Source organism: Nocardiopsis endophytica, assembly GCF_027706725.1.
GTDB lineage: Bacteria > Actinomycetota > Actinomycetes > Streptosporangiales > Streptosporangiaceae > Nocardiopsis_A > Nocardiopsis_A endophytica.
The window spans coordinates 1-14,726 of sequence record NZ_JAQFWQ010000153.1; the positions used below are offsets into that span (position 1 = coordinate 1).

Sequence of the window (14,726 nt, forward strand, 5' to 3'; positions counted from 1 at the left end):
CCCCACACCCCGACGGCCTGCCGCACGGCTGGGGCCCTTGAGCGGGGTACCAGCTCAGCCGCCGACCTCCCGGACCGCGAGGAACCTGCCGCCCGGCAGGTAGGGCCGGGGAACCGCCCTGCTCTCGCCGTCGCTGCCCTCTCCGTTGACCACCCGCACGCGGCGTATCCCGACAACGCTGCGGCGTGGGCCGCTGACCTTTCCTCGTCGCTGCTCTCTACCCCGCACTCCGACGGCCCGGCGCCCGGCCGGGGTCCTTGAGCGGGGGACCTGCCCAGCCGCCCGCCCATCTGAACCCCCCGCGGTCCGCCGGGCGGCGGGCAGGGCCAGGGGACCGCCGCCTCCGTGAGCAGAAGGGGGCCGATCGGTTCGGTCGAACCGGTCGGCCCCCTTCGGGTGCCTATAGCTCGCTATGGGTGCCGCTGCGACAGCGTGGCAGTGCAAAGGTGCAAGGCTGCGACAGCGCGGCAGTGCAGAGCTGCGACGGCGCGGCAGTGCAGCCGTGCGACAGTGCCTCCGCTGCGGCCGTCAGGCCCCGCCCTCGTCGGAGTCCTGGCCGGACGCCTCCTCGGCGCCGTCGCCCTCGTCCTTGCCGCCGCCCTTGTGCGGCTCGCCGTGCGGGGAACCGGGGGTGCCGGAGGACCCGGTGTCGGTCGGCTCGCCGGTCGCGCTCTTCTCCAGCCAGGTGTCCCAGTCGCGGACCCAGAAGCCCCAGCCGTTGTCGACCTCCATCTCGCGGCCGCTGTTGACGATGTCGACCGGGTCGCCGGGCAGGGACTCGTCGTAGATCCACTGGGAGTCCGACACCGCCATGTTCACGCAGCCGTGGCTGGTGTTGGCCTCGCCCAGCATCCCGTTCCACGGTGCGCTGTGCAGGAACTCGCCCGAGTCGGAGATGCGGACCGCGAAGTCCACGACCTCCTCGTAGTAGTTCGGGTCGTCCTTGGAGACGCCGAGCGTGTCGTTGCTCATCCGGTAGTTCGTGTGCTTCTCCATCACCAGGTGCACGCCGCTGCGGGTGATGTAGGAGTGCTGGGTGTTCTGGCCCAGGCTGACCGGGAACTCCTTGAGCTTCTCGCCGTCGCGCTCGACGGTCATGTGGTGCTCGTCGTTGTCGATCTCGACGAGCTGCTCACGGCCCACCTCGAACTCGATGGAGCTGTTCTCCACCCCGTAGACACCGTCGGAGGCCTGCACCCCCGCCAGGTTCAGGTCGACGGTGACCTTCTGGTGCGGCTCCCAGTACTCCTTGGGGCGGAACACCGCGCGCTTGTCGCCGAACCAGTTCCACGCGCCCTCGGTCGGCTTCTCCGAGACGACGTCCATGGCGGCCTCGACCCGGTCCTTGTTCTCCACCGGCATGTCGAAGTCGATGACGACGGGCATGCCGACGCCGACCGTCTGCCCGTCGAGCAGCTGCCGCTCACGGGTGTCGGTCTTGACCTCCAGGCGCTGCCCCTCGACGGACGGCTCCACCGTGAAGCGGCTGACCGCCTCGGTCTCCTCGCCGTCGGCGTTCTCGGCCACCGCCGTCACCGTCACGTCCGTGCCGGGGGTCAGCGTCCAGTCGCTGCTCCACTCGCTCTTCTCCTTGTTGAGCGACCCGGTCATCGAGGTGTCGGCCTTGCTTTCGCCCTCGGGGGCGGCCTGCTCCACCACGACGTCGGTGATCTCGCCGTTCTCGGCGCTGACGGTGATGGGGGCGTCGGGGGCGACGGTCTCGGCACCGTCCTCGGGGGCGATGGCCAGCTCGGCCGCCTCGGCGCTGCCGGTCAGGTCGCCCTCGTCGCCTCCGCCGGAGGTACAGGCGGTCGCGGCGAGGACGACCGCCGCGGCGCCCAGCGCCGCCAGGCGGCGGGGGGACGGCAGGACGGAGCGGGGAGTCACTGGGGGTCCTCCATGTCGTCGGTGCGGGGTGGTACGGGTGCGCCGCGAGGGGCGGAGCGCGCTCCGTGCCGTTCTGATCCCGCTTCGGGGGATTCGGTTCGAAAGGCGCGGAAGTTTCCCGGTCCCATTCCACCAAAACCGGGGCCTCCCCGCCGAACGGGGGGTACCGGGCGGCCGGAACCGGCCGCCCGGTGGCTTACGAAGCGTCGTCGCCGGTGCCCTGGCCCAGGCCGTCCCGGCAGGGGTCGGCGGTGGCGTCCCGGCCCTGGAGGCCGTCCTCCGCCGGGTCACCGCCGGCGCCGCCGCCGCCGGTCTCGCCGTCAGTGCCGTCGTCGGACAGGGCGGACATGGGCACGACGTCGGTGCCGTCCCGGCCGTCCGCGGACGAGGGCTCGGCGCCCGGCGCGGGCGACGGCTCGGCCCCGGGCGGGTCCGACGGGCCGCCGCCGGGCTCCTCGCCGGCCTCCGCCTCCGCCTCCCGCCCGGGGTCGCGGTCCTCCTTGATCGCGGCGAAGAGCGCGGCCGCCTCCTCCTGGCGCCACACGACCCGGTTCGGGTCGCCGGGCGCCTGCGCCCACGGCACGGTGTAGAAGCCGATCCCGCCCATGTCCGCGTCGGCCAGCGTGGAGGCCAGCGAGACGAGCTTGTCCAGGGAGAGGTCCCTGTCGGTCGCGGTGTGCTCGGAGACCGAGCGCAGCAGGCCGTCCAGCCGCGCGGGGTCGGTCAGCACCCCGCCCTCGGTGACCTCGGAGGCCAGCGCGCCCAGGAACATCTGCTGGCGGTCGATGCGGCCGATGTCGCCGCCGTTGCCGATCTCGTAGCGGGCCCGGACGAACGCCAGCGACTCCTCGCCGTCCAGCGTCTGCTCCCCGGCCTCCAGGTCGAGCTGGGCGCGCTCGTCGTGCATCGGCTCGGGGATGCACATCCGCACCCCGCCGACGGCGTCGACCATGTCCCGGAAGCCCACGAAGCTCAGGTGCACGAAGTGGTCGATGCGCACGTCGGTCAGCGACTCGACGGTCTTGACCGCGCACGGCGGCCCGCCGTGGAACAGCGCCGCGTTGATCATCCCGTAGTAGCCGGGCGTGCCCTCGGCCTCGCCGTAGGGGGCGCACTCGGGCAGGTCCACCAGCGAGTCGCGCGGGAAGTTCACCACGGTCACCCGGCTGTCCGGGGAGATGTGCGCGAGCATCAGCGCGTCGGACCGCTCGCCGACGAAGTCCTTGCCGCCGTAGGCGGCGTTGCCGTCCTCGCGGTCGTCGGAGCCGATGAACAGGATGTTGACGTCGTCCCCGATCTTCTCGGGGCGCTCCTCCTCGTCGAGGGCGGCGTCCAGGTCGTGCTGGACCATGTCGGAGCGCAGCGACCGGTAGTAGCCGTAGGCGGTGGCCGCCCCGGCGGCCAGCACGAGGGCCAGGGCGGCGGCGGTCCAGCCGAGCGCGCGGGCGAGGTGCCTGCGGCGCTTGGGGGCCGGGGCCTGAGCGGACGGGGCGCCCTCATCGGGGCGGGTGGCGTCATCGGGCATCGGTGGGGATCTTCTCGACGTGAGCGTTGGACGGGGGTCCGTGCGGGTCGCGCCGCCGAGTGCGGGGGAGGGCCGACAGGACACGGGCGGACCATGGCGCGGCGGTGGGGACGTCCTCCGCGGATGAGCCGATCCTATGAGATGGACGGTCGAAAATGCGCGTGGAGGATGCCCGTATTCGGAATCGTTGCGCGGAATCCCGAGGGAAAATCCGCGGGGGCGCGCCCGTTCCGGACGCGCCCCCGCGCGCTCGCCGGGCCGCCGTCAGGACCGGCGCGCGTACAGCCCGTCCGCCAGGTACACCAGGGCGGCCGCCACGACGATCTGCACGACCAGGACGAAGATCCAGAATGTCGTGAACAGCGAGGCGATCCAGCCGCCCACGAACGCGGCGACGATGCCCAGCAGCAGGGTGAGCCAGATGGACAGGTGCTGCTTTCCGGGGACGACCATGCGGCCCAGGGCCCCGATGATCAGTCCCACGACGATCGCGCTGATGATGCCGGTGATGGTCACGGCGTTCCCCCTTCATCCCACCGGATGGACCGGCCCTCGGGGTCTTCCTTTCCGCGAATGGGCCTGTGAATGTGTCCCCAAGGCCGCTTTTGTCGCTGTTGAAAACGCTGTGACCTGCACTTTTAGAGCCTGGTCGAAGGGTGTGGCGGTGAGGTGAGGGCGGTCGGCACCATAGGGAGGGCGTGACCGCGCCGAACCCGACTCGCCGCACCGCGTGCAGGACGGGCACACGGGACGGCGTACGTGTTCGCCGGACCCGGCCGGGGGCAGGGATGGGGGTGCCCCCGGCCGGAACATCCGCCGGACCTCACGCGCGCCGTCCGGCTCCGAGCAGCTCGGCGCCGGCCGTGGTCAGGGTGTGCAGGACGTGGTTGCGGTCGCGGGTGCTGACGATCAGCCCCGCCTCGCGCAGCACGCGGGTGTGGTGGCTGGCCGCCGCGGGGGAGATGTGCAGCCGCGCCGCCAGCTCGTTGGTGGTCATCCCGTCGGCGACCGCCGTCAGCGCCGCCGCCCGGGTGGCGCCCAGCAGGTTGCCCAGCACCCGCTCCTCCCCCGAGGTCAGCAGGTTCTCCTTGCGGGTGCGGTACACGCCGTTGTGCATCGGGTAGACGAGCACCGGCGGCAGCTCCGGGTCGGCCAGCGCCACCGGGTACTTCCAGCAGAAGTAGGACGGGATCAGCCGCAGGCCGCGCCCGCGCAGGTGAAGGTCGATGTCCTCGCGGCCGGGATAGGTGACGCCGAGCACCGGCGGCTCCCATCGCATGAGCGGCTCGAAGCCGTGCAGAAGGCCGTGCACCCCGCCGTTGAGCACGTCACGGGACCGGCGCACCCGGTCGGCGTCGACGTCGGCGTGCAGGTCGTTCCAGAACGGCTCCAGGGCGACCCGGTGGTAGTCGCGCAGGGTCTCGGCGAGCTCCTTGCGGGCACGAAGGTCGCCGTCGGCCAGCGAGCGCGCCCACGCGCCCAGCCCGTCGCCCATGGTGGCGACGATGCCGAGCTGGGCGTCGAGCTCCTTGCGGGGCAGCCCTTCGATGGCCTCGACCGCCTCGTCGAAGCCGAGCCGCCCCTCGTCGGGGGTGAGGAAGTCGGGGAAGTACATGGTCCGGGGGGTGATGGGGACGAGCCGGTTCTTGACGTCGTGGGTCAGGCCCGAGGAGGAGAGGCGTTCCCGGGCGGAGGTGTACCAGCGGTCGACGAGGGTGCGGCCCTGGCGGGTCTGCAGCCGGTGCAGGCTGAGGACGAGTTCCCACATGGGGTCGGCGCCGGCCGCGACACTGGTGCGGGCGAGGTCCGCGTCGGTGAAGTGGATGCGCAGCATCGGTGTCTGAATCTCCGCGATGGCCGGGCGGGGTTCGCCCATCGTGACAGGTCAGAGCCCCTCGCCACCAGCCGGAGCAAGGTCGTGGCGGGTCAAGGGGCGCCCCTGTGTTTCTTAAGCGGTCAGACGCGGCCGATGGTTCCGGCGTTCCCAAGATCGTCCCAGAACGAACCGTGGCTCGTCATGGGATGAACGGGTCACTCGTTCCAGAAGTCGCTGTCCTCGGGGTCCTTGGTGCGGGCCTTGGCGCGCGGGCGGCGGCCCGGCTTGCGGGTGGACGACGCGGACGCCTCCGACGAGCGCGAGGAGCCCGTGGAGGTGGACGCGGAGGAACCGGAGGACGGTTCCTCGTCGGCGCCTTCGCCTGCGGACCCGGCCCCGGACTCCGCGCCTTCCGCGGAGCGGAACCCGGACGCGGCGGAGGCCGCCGCGGCGGCGCCGGCGGAGCGCCCCGGGAGCGCCCCGGAGCGGATGCTGAGCGCCTCGTCCTCCACGTCCAGCATCTTCTGCATGCCCTGAGGGGCGGCCGGGACCTTCTCGCCGCGGAAATGGGCGCCCAGCACTTCGAGGGCGTGGTCGCAGAGCATCCGGCGCCCCGGTGCCGCGCGCTGGCCGCTGAGCTCCTGCAGCTCGGTCAGGTGGAGTTCGCGCAGCAGCCGGACCGCGTCGCGGACGCGCTCGCGGGTGCGGCGGTCGGCCAGGGCCACCGCCAGCGTCTCGGCCTCGGCCAGGCCGGCGGAGGGGCCCTCGCCCATCAGGGCGGCGTCGCGCTCGGCGATGAACAGCGCTGTCAGCCGGCGGGTGGACTCGCGGGTGGCGGCCCTGGCCTCGCCGCGGTAGGCGTGGCGGGTCTGGAGCCAGGTGACGGTCGCGCTGCTGGCGAGGCTCACGGCGCCGCCCGTCAGCACGAGGAGGAATTCGTCCATGGCGTTCTCCAAAGGAAGGGGGAGCGGGTGGTGCGGCAGCATTCGCGAGTCGGGGGCGAATTGTCAAGTTTCGTGGGCCTTCTGCGGGCCCAGAACGCGTGCGAAGCTGCCCTCGGACACCATCCCCGCTACACGAGGAGACCCCCGTGTCAGATGTCCTCTTCCGTGCCGCACGCAGGGCCGGAGCCGTGACCGCCATGGCCCTGCTGGCGGCGGGCGCCCTGATCTCCCCGGTCTCGGCCGACCAGACCGCGCAGGCCGCGATCAACCTGCGCACGCCCTTCGACTGCGGCCAGGTGTGGAACGCCAACACCCGGACGAACCACAACCCCCAGCTGTCGGTGGACTTCCAGCGCGGCGACGCGATGGGCAAGAACGTGCTCTCCAGCGCCTCCGGGACGGTGACGACCGTCGCCGACCGGGGGAACACCAGCTACGGCAAGTACATCGTCGTCGACCACGGCTCCGGGATCACCACCCTGTACGCGCACCTGAACTCCCAGAGCGTGCGCGTGGGGCAGAAGGTCTCCACCGGGTCGAAGATCGGCACCGTCGGCAGCACCGGCGGCTCCACCGGACCCCACCTGCACTATGAGCAGCGGAGCGGCGGCACCGTCGTCCGGGTGGTGCTGAACGGGGTCGCCATCAAGTACTACGGCAACACCACCATCACCAGCAGCACCGGCTGCTGACGCCCGACCGCGCGCCTTTCGGCGGCGTACGGCGGCGCGCACAGGAGAGGGGGAGGGCCGCACGGCCCTCCCCCTCGTTGTGGCTGGTCCAGGGGTCAGTGCGCCACGGCCTTCTCGGCCCCGGCACCGGTGAGCGAGCGGACCTCCATCTCCGCCTGCTTGTCCGGGTCGGCCTTCTCCTTGGACAGCATGGTGCCCAGCCAGCCCAGCAGGAAGGACAGCGGGATGGACACCAGGCCCGGGTTGCTCAGCGGGAACAGGGCGAAGTCCGCGCCGGGGATCATCGCCGTCTCGCTGCCGGACACCGCCGGGGAGAAGATGATCAGCACGATCGCGGCGGACAGGCCGCCGTACATGCTCCACAGCGCGCCGGTGGTGTTGAACCGCTTCCAGAACAGCGTGTACAGGATCGTCGGCAGGTTGGCCGAGGCCGCGACCGCGAACGCCAGCGCCACCAGGAAGGCGACGTTCTGGTTCTTGGCCAGGATGCCCCCGGCGATCGCGCAGGCGCCGATCACCAGCGCCGTGATCCGGGCCACCTTCACCTCGTTGATCGCCGAGGAGTCCTTGCCGCGGCGGATCACGTTGACGTAGACGTCGTGCGCGAAGGAGGCCGAGGCGGTGATGGTCAGCCCGGCGACGACCGCCAGGATCGTCGCGAACGCCACCGCGGCGATGAACCCGAGCAGCAGCGGGCCGCCCAGCGCCAGCGCCAGCAGCGGCGCCGCCGCGTTCGCCCCGCCCGGCGCCGTGGAGATCTCCTCGGGGCCCACCAGCGCGCCCGCGCCGTACCCGAGCACCAGGGTGAACAGGTAGAACAGGCCGATCAGGGAGATCGCCCAGACGACCGAGCGGCGGGCCTCCTTGGCGGTGGGCACGGTGTAGAACCGCATCAGCACGTGCGGCAGGCCCGCGGTGCCCAGCACCAGGGCCAGCGCCAGCGAGATGAAGTCCAGCTGGGTGAGCGTGTTCTCGCCGTACTTGGCGCCGGGGGCCAGCAGGTCCTGGCCCTTGCCGTCGGGCTGCGCCGCCGCCTGGCCGAGCACCTCGGACAGGTTGAAGCCGTACAGGCCGAGCACCCACACCGTCATCACGAGCGCGCCGGCGATGAGCAGGCCCGCCTTGATGATCTGCACCCAGGTGGTGCCCTTCATGCCGCCGATGAGGACGTAGAGGATCATCACCACGCCCACCACGGCGATCACGATGGCCTGGCCGACCTCGCCCTCGATGCCCATCAGCAGGTTGACCAGGCTGCCCCCGCCGGCCATCTGGGCCAGCAGGTAGAAGAAGGAGACCGCCAGGGTGGCCAGCGCGGCGGCGGCGCGCACCGGGCGCTGGCGCATCCGGAAGGCCAGCACGTCGCCCATGGTGAACTTGCCGGTGTTGCGCAGCAGCTCGGCCACGAGCAGCAGCGCCACCAGCCAGGCCACCAGGAAGCCGATGGAGTACAGGAAGCCGTCGTAGCCGTTGAGCGCGATGGCCCCGCAGATGCCCAGGAACGAGGCGGCCGACAGGTAGTCCCCGGCGATCGCGAACCCGTTCTGCGAGCCGGTGAAGGAGCGCCCGGCGGCGTAGTAGTCGGCGGCGGTGTTGGTGTTGCGGCTGGCGCGGAAGACGATGAACAGGGTCACCGCCACGAACGCGCCGAAGATGCTCATGTTGAGCACCGGGTTGATCTCGCTCATCGGTCCTCCCCCTCGCCCTCGGTGGCCGCCTCGGCGGAGGTGCCCTCGATCCGTCCGCGCAGGCGGTCGGCGATGGGGTCCAGCCGCCGGTTGGCGTAGCTCGCGTACAACCCGGTGATCACGAACGTCGTCACGAACTGCAGGAGGCCGAAGACGATGCCGACGTTGATATTCCCGGCCACCGGGGCGGCCATGAACCCGGGGGCGTACACGGCCAGCAGCACGTACAGCAGGTACCAGGCGAGGAAGAACGCGGTCAGGGGGAACACGAAGACCCGGAGGCGCCGCCGGAGCTCGGAGAACTCCGGCCCCGCCTGGACCTCGCGCCACTGGTCGCCGGAGGGCCCTCCGACGTCGCGTTCATAGCCGGTTCCGGTCACGCTGCACCTCCAGGGGATGGGTGAATGTGCTCCACGCCACAGTAGGGAGGGGGTGGTCGGCCGCGTAACCTGTCGGGGGCGGAAGCGCTCCCGCGTGCGCCGAGCGGTCGATGAGCGGTCGGCGCGGCGCGACGAACGGTGGGCCCCTGGAGCCGTTCGGCCCTACCGGTACGGCCCCCGACCTCGCCGGGTCCGGTCCGACGGCCACCCGGTCACCCGGTGGTCCGCACCGGTGCGCTGCTCCTCCCGACCCGCCGTCCGCTGAGTTCGGCGTCCAGCGTCTCCTGCGCCTCGCGCATGCCCGCGGCGTAGGAGGGCTCCCCGAGGCGCCGCCATACCTCGGCCTCGGGGACGTCCTCCATGTGGGCGGTCACCCACCAGATGTTGCCGAAAGGGTCCTTGACCCGGCAGCCGCGCTGCCCGAACGCGTTGTCGGCAATGGGGGTGACCAGCACGCCGCCCGCGGCGAGCGCCCGCGCGCACGCCTCGTCGGCGTCCGGGACGAACACGCGCAGCAGGCTGGGCAGGTGCGGCCAGTCCTCGTTCCGGTCGAAGGCCAGGACCACGGTGTCCCCGACGCGGATCTCGCCGTGGCCGATCCGGCCGTCCTCGGTCGGTACCCGTCCGAGCTCCTCGCCGCCGAACGCCTCGGCGACGAAGTCGAGGAAGGCCCCCGTGTCGTCGGTGACCACCCAGGGGGCGACGGAGGTGTACCCCGCGGGGGCCGCGCCGGTCGTCTGCTCGTCCATCGTTCTCCTCTTCGCCTTCGCGCGTCGGTCCGTCCTCCACCGGGGAGGTGTGAGGACGACGCTAGAGACGATCGAGGACGGAGTATGTCCGCGATGGTCCGGGTCTTCTGGAGCGGTGCCGTCCTCAGCGCAGGGACGGCCCGCGGTGGTCGTCGTCCAGGTGCAGCCGGAGCACCGCCGTGCGCGCCCATGCCGGGGGGCGTCCGGCCAGTGACACCGCCACCATCACCGCGAACGCCAGCGGCACCGTCCACGGCGCCGGCTGGGCCACCAGCACCCCCGCCCACCCCGGGACGTCCGGGCCGAACAGCGCGACCGCGATCGCCCCGGACGAGGCCGCCAGCCCGGCCGCGACCCCGGCCAGGGCCCCCGCCGGGGTCAGCCGCCGCCACCAGATGCCCAGCACCAGCAGCGGGCAGAACGTCGAGGCCGCCACCGTGAAGCCCCAGGTGACCAGGATCCCCGCGTCGATCCCGGCCGCGTACAGGGCGGGCGGCACCGCCACCGCGGCGGCCCCCAGCACCGCCGCGCGCAGCCGCCGCAGCCCGCCGGGCAGCAGGTCGTGCGCGACCGCCCCGGCCACCACCAGCAGCAGCCCCATCGAGGTGGCCAGGAACGCGGCGAACGCCCCCGCCGTCAGCAGCGCCGTCAGCAGCGTCCCCTGCCACCCCTGGTCCACCTGGGCGGGCAGCGCCACCACCGCCGTGTCGGTGGCCCCGGACAGGTACAGGTGCGGAACCAGAACCCGGGACAGCGCCCCGTACACCCCCGGGAACAGGTAGAACACCCCCAGCAGCGCCACCGTGATGGCGGCGGTGCGGCGCGCCGAGCGCCCGTCCGGGCTGGTGTGGAAGCGCATGATGACGTGCGGCAGCCCCATCGTGCCCAGCACCGTGGCGGTCAGCACCGACAGCGTGGACAGCAGCGGGTACCCGTCCCCGACGGTCGCCAGCAGCGGCCGGTGCCAGTCGGGCCCACCCGGCGGGGCGCTGCCCAGCACCGACGGCACCCGGCCGCCCTCCTCGAACACCAGCGTGCGCCCCGCGCCCACCCGGTGCTCGCCCTCGGCCGCCTTCCACCGGGTGCCGTCCCGCTCGGTGATCACCACCGGCTCCTCCACCCGCAGCACCACGCCGGTGCGGAAGGAGACCGTGGTGTCGTGCTCGAACCGGGTGTACTCGCCCGGCTCCACCGCCTGGGCGCGCACGTCCGGTCCGGCCAGGGCCAGCAGCCACAGCGCCGGGACGATGAACAGCACCAGCTTCAGGCAGAACTGGAAGGCCTGCACGTAGGTGGCGGCGCGCATGCCGCCCAGCGCCAGCGCGGTGGCCACCACCGCGCCGGCGATCACCACCCCCACCCAGTAGGGGGTGGGGCTGACCGCGCTGAGCACCAGCCCGGCGGTGCGCAGCTGCGGCACCAGGTACAGCCCGGCCACCACCAGCACCACCACCGCGCTCAGCCGCCGCAGCCAGGGCGAGCCCAGCCGCGCCTCGGCGAAGTCGGGCACGGTCAGCGCCCCCGACCGGCGCATCGGGGCGGCCACCAGCACCAGCATCGCCAGGTACCCGGCGGCGAACCCGACCGGGTACCACAGGGCCCCGGCGCCGTCCTTGAGCATCAGCCCGGCCACCCCGAGGAAGGAGGCGGCCGACAGGTACTCCCCCGACACCGCCGCCGAGTTGAGCAGCGGCGACACCCGGCGGGAGGCGACCAGGAAGTCGGAGGTGGTGCGCATGGCGGCCACCCCGCGCAGCCCGATGGCCAGGGTGGCGAGCAGCAGGGGGACCAGCGCGGCGAAGGCGACCATCAGCGTCCGCGCTCGATCCGCTCGGCGCGCAGCAGCTGCCACAGGCCCACCGCCGCCATCGCCGGGTACGGCACGGCGCCGATGATGATCCAGGAGGCGGGGACGCCCAGCAGGCGCGCCGCGTCCAGGTCGGGGCGGGACCACAGCAGCACCGGCAGCCCGACCAGGACCAGCCCGGTCAGCAGCAGGGCGGCCACCGCCTGGCGGCGCTGGCGGCGCAGCAGGTGTTCGGCGCGCTCGGCGTCGGCCGGGTCCAGGCGGGCCACCCGCCAGCGGCCGCGGGCCCGGCCGCGGGCGTGCGCGAGGCGGGTCTGCGGGCTGGTGACCGCCACCCGGCGGGGCCGGTCCATCAGGCGGATCCGACCGGTCCGCCGCGGGCCGCCTGCAGCAGCCGCTCCCGCAGCTCGCGGGCGTGGCGGCGGCTGACCGGCACGTCGCCCACCTCGGTGCGGGCCAGGAGCTGGCCGGCGGTGTCGCTGTGCAGCTCGCGCACCGCGTCCAGGGCCACCAGGAAGCCGCGGTGCACCCGGCTGAAGCCGCACGGCCCCCAGTACTCCTCCAGCCGGGACAGCGGCATCCGTACCAGGTGGGCGCCGCCGCGGGTGTGCAGCCGCACGTAGTCGCCGTTGGCCTCGACGTAGAACACCTCGGTGCGGCGCACGTAGCGGGTGCGCCCGGCGGTCTCCACCGGCAGCACCGGCAGCGGGTCGGGCTCCGGGCGGGGGTCGGGCGCGGCCGTCCCGGGGGCGCTGCGCACCGAGCGGCGGACCTTGTCCAGGGCGGCGGCGAGCCGCTCGGCGCGCACGGGCTTGAGGAGGTAGTCGACGGCGCCGATGCCGTAGGCGGTGACGGCGTGCCGCTCGTGGGCGGTGACGAACACGATCGCGGGCGGCTCGCTGAGCCGGGACAGCAGCGACCCCAGCTCCAGGCCGTCCAGCCCGGGCATGGAGATGTCCAGGAAGACGGCGTCGAACCGCCCGGCCTGGATCTGCTTCAGCGCGCCGAGGGGGTCGTCGGCGATGGCGGTCTCGGCGACGTCGGGGGAGGCGTCCAGCAGCCGGGCGAACTCCTCCAGGGCGGGCCGCACGTCGTCGACGGCGAGGACGCGCAGGCCGGTGGCGGGGCGGTGTGCGGGCGTCACGGCAGCACCCCCGGCTGGAAGCGGGGGACGCGCACCACGACCCGGGTCCCGGCGCCCTCCTCGGTCTCCACGACGAGGCCGTACCAGGGGCCGTAGACGTGGCGCAGGCGGCGGTCGACGTTGGCCAGGCCCACGGCGTCGCTGTCCTCGTGCTCCCCGGACAGCACCTCCCGGGCGCGCTCGGGGGGCATGCCGGGGCCGTCGTCCTCCACGCCGATCACGCAGTCGTTGCCCTCGGCCTCCCCGGACACCTGCACGAGGCCGGGGCCGCCGCCGGGCTCCACACCGTGCCGTACGGCGTTCTCCACCAGGGGTTGGAGCACGAGGTAGGGCACGGCGACGCCGAGGACCTCGGGGGCCACCCGTACCTGCACGCGCAACCGGTCGCCCAGGAGCGCGCGCTGGAGCGCCAGGTAGGTCTCGATGGCGTGGAACTCCTCCGAGACGGTGGTGTAGTCACCGTGCCGGGCCAGGCTGTAGCGGGTGTAGTCGGCGAAGTCGAGCATGAGCTCCTGGGCGCGGTCGGGGTCGGAGCGCACGAGCGAGGCGATCACGGTGAGGGCGTTGTAGACGAAGTGCGGGGATATCTCGGCGCGCAGTGCGCGGAACTCGGCCTGGGCGGCGCGCTCCGCGGAGGCCTCCAGGCGCCCGCTCTCCAGCGCGCGGGCGACGAGCAGCGCCGCCTCCCGGACCGCCCGGGCGCTGACGTCGCCGTGCACCAGCAGGGCCCCGGCGAGGTCGTCACCGGCGTGCAGCGGGACGGCCTGCAGGGGAGGGGTCCCGCGGGCGGCCTCCCCGCGCAGCACGGCCTCCAGCAGCGGCGCGGTATCGGCGTGTTCGGCGGGCCGGCCGGACCAGATGGGCTGCCCGGACAGGTCGGCGAGCGCCAGCCCGCGCGCGCCCAGCAGGTGCCGCAGGCGGCGGGCGGCGCCCCGGCTCCCGGGGCCGTTGAGCCCGTGTCTGAGCCGCTCGGACACGCTCCGCGCAGCGACCAGCGTTGCGGTCGACTGGGTGTGGTCGGTCCGGGCGAGCAGCGGAGGCATGACAGTCTTCCAGCGTCGTGGGTGTCGGAGGTGTCGCAAAGTGGGGTGACGTAGGACACCGACGTCTATGGATTCTAGGTGGCGAAACGCGGCGAAGGGAGAGCGGGATGCTGACGAACTGGGACATTACCCCCGCGGACGTCCACGGACCGGAGGCAGCGGCGGTGCTCCGGGAGTACTACAGGGACATCGTCGGCCGCTATTACGGCCGCGAGGCGACCGAGGCGGAGATCGACGCGGCGATGGCGGAGGACCCGAGCGGGTCCCTGGTCCCGCCGGACGGCCTGTTCCTGGTGGCCCGCGCTCCGGACCGGCCTTCGGCGGGCCCGCTGGGATGCGTGGGCCTGCACTGGTTCGGCGGCGGCAAGGTCGCGGAGATCAAGCGCCTGTTCGTGGCCCCGGCGGCGCGCGGACTCGGGGGCGGGGTGCGGTTGCTGGAGGCGATCGAGAAGGCGGCCAAGGAGGGCGGCGCCACCCTCGCGCGCCTGGACACGCGGAGCGACCTGGTCGAGGCGAGGCGGCTCTACGCGGCGAACGGCTATGAGGAGGTGGCCCCGTTCAACGAGGGGCCCTACGCGGAGCACTGGTTCGCCAAGCAGCTCTAGCCACGGACCACTTATCAAGCGGAGCCGGGACCTGCACAGATGCGGATGCCCGATCGGGCGTCCCTGCGCGTGGGGCAGGAGGCGTCCCCACCACCCGCCGCGCCCCGCCCCCTTGCGACCGGGCCTCAGTCCGGCGCCCCCCTCGCGGTAAGGCCGCCCGGCTGGGCTGGTACCCCGCTCACGGGCCCTGGCCGGGCGGTGGGCCGTCGGGGTGTGGGGTGGAGGGCGGCGACGAGGAGAGGTCGCCGGCCCGCGCCGCAGCGCTGTCGGCCGCCAGGCGTGTGGGTGGTCGGCGTTGTTGGCGGCGACGACCAAGGTCAGTGGCCCTTCCCGCAGCGTCGTCGGCTGCCAGGCGTGCGGGTGGTCGCCGTGATGGGCGGCGACGGAGCGCGCGGGGCGGTTCCCCGGCCCCGCCTGCCGTCCGTCCGGCCCCTCGCGGTCCGGGC

Annotated in this window: 14 protein-coding genes; 2 read left to right on the forward strand and 12 right to left on the reverse strand. The window is 73.3% G+C overall.

Features of this window, described 5'->3' with window-relative positions:
• Positions 1-528: 528 nt before the first annotated feature.
• From O4J56_RS30000 to O4J56_RS30020, 5 genes are all read right to left on the reverse strand, one after another.
• Positions 529-1,887: a L,D-transpeptidase gene (locus O4J56_RS30000; protein WP_270690476.1), complete on the reverse strand. Its 1,359-nt coding sequence runs from the start codon at positions 1,885-1,887 to the stop codon at positions 529-531.
• Positions 1,888-2,083: 196 nt separating this feature from the next.
• Positions 2,084-3,412: an LCP family protein gene (locus tag O4J56_RS30005; RefSeq protein ID WP_270690477.1), complete on the reverse strand. Its 1,329-nt coding sequence runs from the start codon at positions 3,410-3,412 to the stop codon at positions 2,084-2,086.
• 264 nt (positions 3,413-3,676) lie between these two features.
• The gene (locus tag O4J56_RS30010) at positions 3,677-3,928 is read right to left on the reverse strand and encodes a GlsB/YeaQ/YmgE family stress response membrane protein (protein WP_270690478.1); all 252 of its coding nucleotides are present in this window, start codon (positions 3,926-3,928) and stop codon (positions 3,677-3,679) included.
• A 307-nt stretch (positions 3,929-4,235) separates the two neighbouring features.
• On the reverse strand, positions 4,236-5,288 hold the full coding sequence (locus O4J56_RS30015; protein WP_270690480.1) for an ArsR/SmtB family transcription factor: 1,053 nt from the start codon (positions 5,286-5,288) through the stop codon (positions 4,236-4,238).
• Positions 5,289-5,443: 155 nt separating this feature from the next.
• The gene (locus O4J56_RS30020) at positions 5,444-6,172 is read right to left on the reverse strand and encodes a hypothetical protein (RefSeq protein WP_270690482.1); all 729 of its coding nucleotides are present in this window, start codon (positions 6,170-6,172) and stop codon (positions 5,444-5,446) included.
• 146 nt (positions 6,173-6,318) lie between these two features.
• Between O4J56_RS30020 and O4J56_RS30025 the strand changes: the two genes are divergently transcribed.
• Positions 6,319-6,864 carry a M23 family metallopeptidase gene (locus O4J56_RS30025; RefSeq protein ID WP_270690483.1) on the forward strand — a complete coding sequence of 182 codons (546 nt, stop codon included), beginning with the start codon at positions 6,319-6,321 and terminating at the stop codon, positions 6,862-6,864.
• A gap of 95 nt (positions 6,865-6,959) precedes the next feature.
• On the opposite strand, the gene O4J56_RS30030 is transcribed toward O4J56_RS30025, so the two are convergent.
• The 7 genes from O4J56_RS30030 to O4J56_RS30060 all read right to left on the reverse strand — a co-directional run bounded on the left by O4J56_RS30030 (position 6,960) and on the right by O4J56_RS30060 (position 13,675).
• The gene (locus O4J56_RS30030; RefSeq protein WP_270690484.1) at positions 6,960-8,552 is read right to left on the reverse strand and encodes a solute symporter family protein; all 1,593 of its coding nucleotides are present in this window, start codon (positions 8,550-8,552) and stop codon (positions 6,960-6,962) included.
• Positions 8,549-8,932, reverse strand: a complete 384-nt coding sequence (locus O4J56_RS30035; protein ID WP_270690485.1) for a DUF485 domain-containing protein — start codon at positions 8,930-8,932, stop codon at positions 8,549-8,551. Before O4J56_RS30035 ends, O4J56_RS30030 begins: the two co-directional genes overlap by 4 nt.
• A gap of 212 nt (positions 8,933-9,144) precedes the next feature.
• On the reverse strand, positions 9,145-9,681 hold the full coding sequence (locus O4J56_RS30040) for a VOC family protein (RefSeq protein ID WP_270690486.1): 537 nt from the start codon (positions 9,679-9,681) through the stop codon (positions 9,145-9,147).
• 124 nt (positions 9,682-9,805) lie between these two features.
• Positions 9,806-11,491: a sodium/solute symporter gene (locus tag O4J56_RS30045; RefSeq protein WP_270690487.1), complete on the reverse strand. Its 1,686-nt coding sequence runs from the start codon at positions 11,489-11,491 to the stop codon at positions 9,806-9,808.
• Positions 11,491-11,841 (reverse strand): hypothetical protein, encoded by a 351-nt coding sequence (locus tag O4J56_RS30050; protein WP_270690488.1) that lies wholly within the window; start codon positions 11,839-11,841, stop codon positions 11,491-11,493. The genes O4J56_RS30045 and O4J56_RS30050 overlap by 1 nt, the downstream gene beginning before the upstream one ends.
• On the reverse strand, positions 11,841-12,632 hold the full coding sequence (locus tag O4J56_RS30055) for a LytR/AlgR family response regulator transcription factor (RefSeq protein WP_270690489.1): 792 nt from the start codon (positions 12,630-12,632) through the stop codon (positions 11,841-11,843). Before O4J56_RS30055 ends, O4J56_RS30050 begins: the two co-directional genes overlap by 1 nt.
• A complete protein-coding gene (locus tag O4J56_RS30060) occupies positions 12,629-13,675 on the reverse strand; it encodes a sensor histidine kinase (RefSeq protein WP_270690490.1) in 1,047 nt (348 codons plus the stop codon). The genes O4J56_RS30055 and O4J56_RS30060 overlap by 4 nt, the downstream gene beginning before the upstream one ends.
• 107 nt (positions 13,676-13,782) lie before the next feature.
• Between O4J56_RS30060 and O4J56_RS30065 the strand changes: the two genes are divergently transcribed.
• Positions 13,783-14,280, forward strand: coding sequence for a GNAT family N-acetyltransferase (locus O4J56_RS30065; protein ID WP_270690491.1), 498 nt, complete (start codon positions 13,783-13,785; stop codon positions 14,278-14,280).
• The last annotated feature ends 446 nt before the right edge of the window (positions 14,281-14,726 follow it).

Coding starts and splice junctions, on each gene's coding strand:
- O4J56_RS30040 (WP_270690486.1), bottom strand. CDS start 9,681: ATGGACGAGCAGACGACCGGCGCGGCCCCCGCGGGGTACACCTCCGTC.
- O4J56_RS30045 (WP_270690487.1), bottom strand. CDS start 11,491: ATGGTCGCCTTCGCCGCGCTGGTCCCCCTGCTGCTCGCCACCCTGGCC.
- O4J56_RS30020 (WP_270690482.1), bottom strand. CDS start 6,172: ATGGACGAATTCCTCCTCGTGCTGACGGGCGGCGCCGTGAGCCTCGCC.
- O4J56_RS30005 (WP_270690477.1), bottom strand. CDS start 3,412: ATGCCCGATGACGCCACCCGCCCCGATGAGGGCGCCCCGTCCGCTCAG.
- O4J56_RS30050 (WP_270690488.1), bottom strand. CDS start 11,841: ATGGACCGGCCCCGCCGGGTGGCGGTCACCAGCCCGCAGACCCGCCTC.
- O4J56_RS30030 (WP_270690484.1), bottom strand. CDS start 8,552: ATGAGCGAGATCAACCCGGTGCTCAACATGAGCATCTTCGGCGCGTTC.
- O4J56_RS30065 (WP_270690491.1), top strand. CDS start 13,783: ATGCTGACGAACTGGGACATTACCCCCGCGGACGTCCACGGACCGGAG.
- O4J56_RS30015 (WP_270690480.1), bottom strand. CDS start 5,288: ATGGGCGAACCCCGCCCGGCCATCGCGGAGATTCAGACACCGATGCTG.
- O4J56_RS30060 (WP_270690490.1), bottom strand. CDS start 13,675: ATGCCTCCGCTGCTCGCCCGGACCGACCACACCCAGTCGACCGCAACG.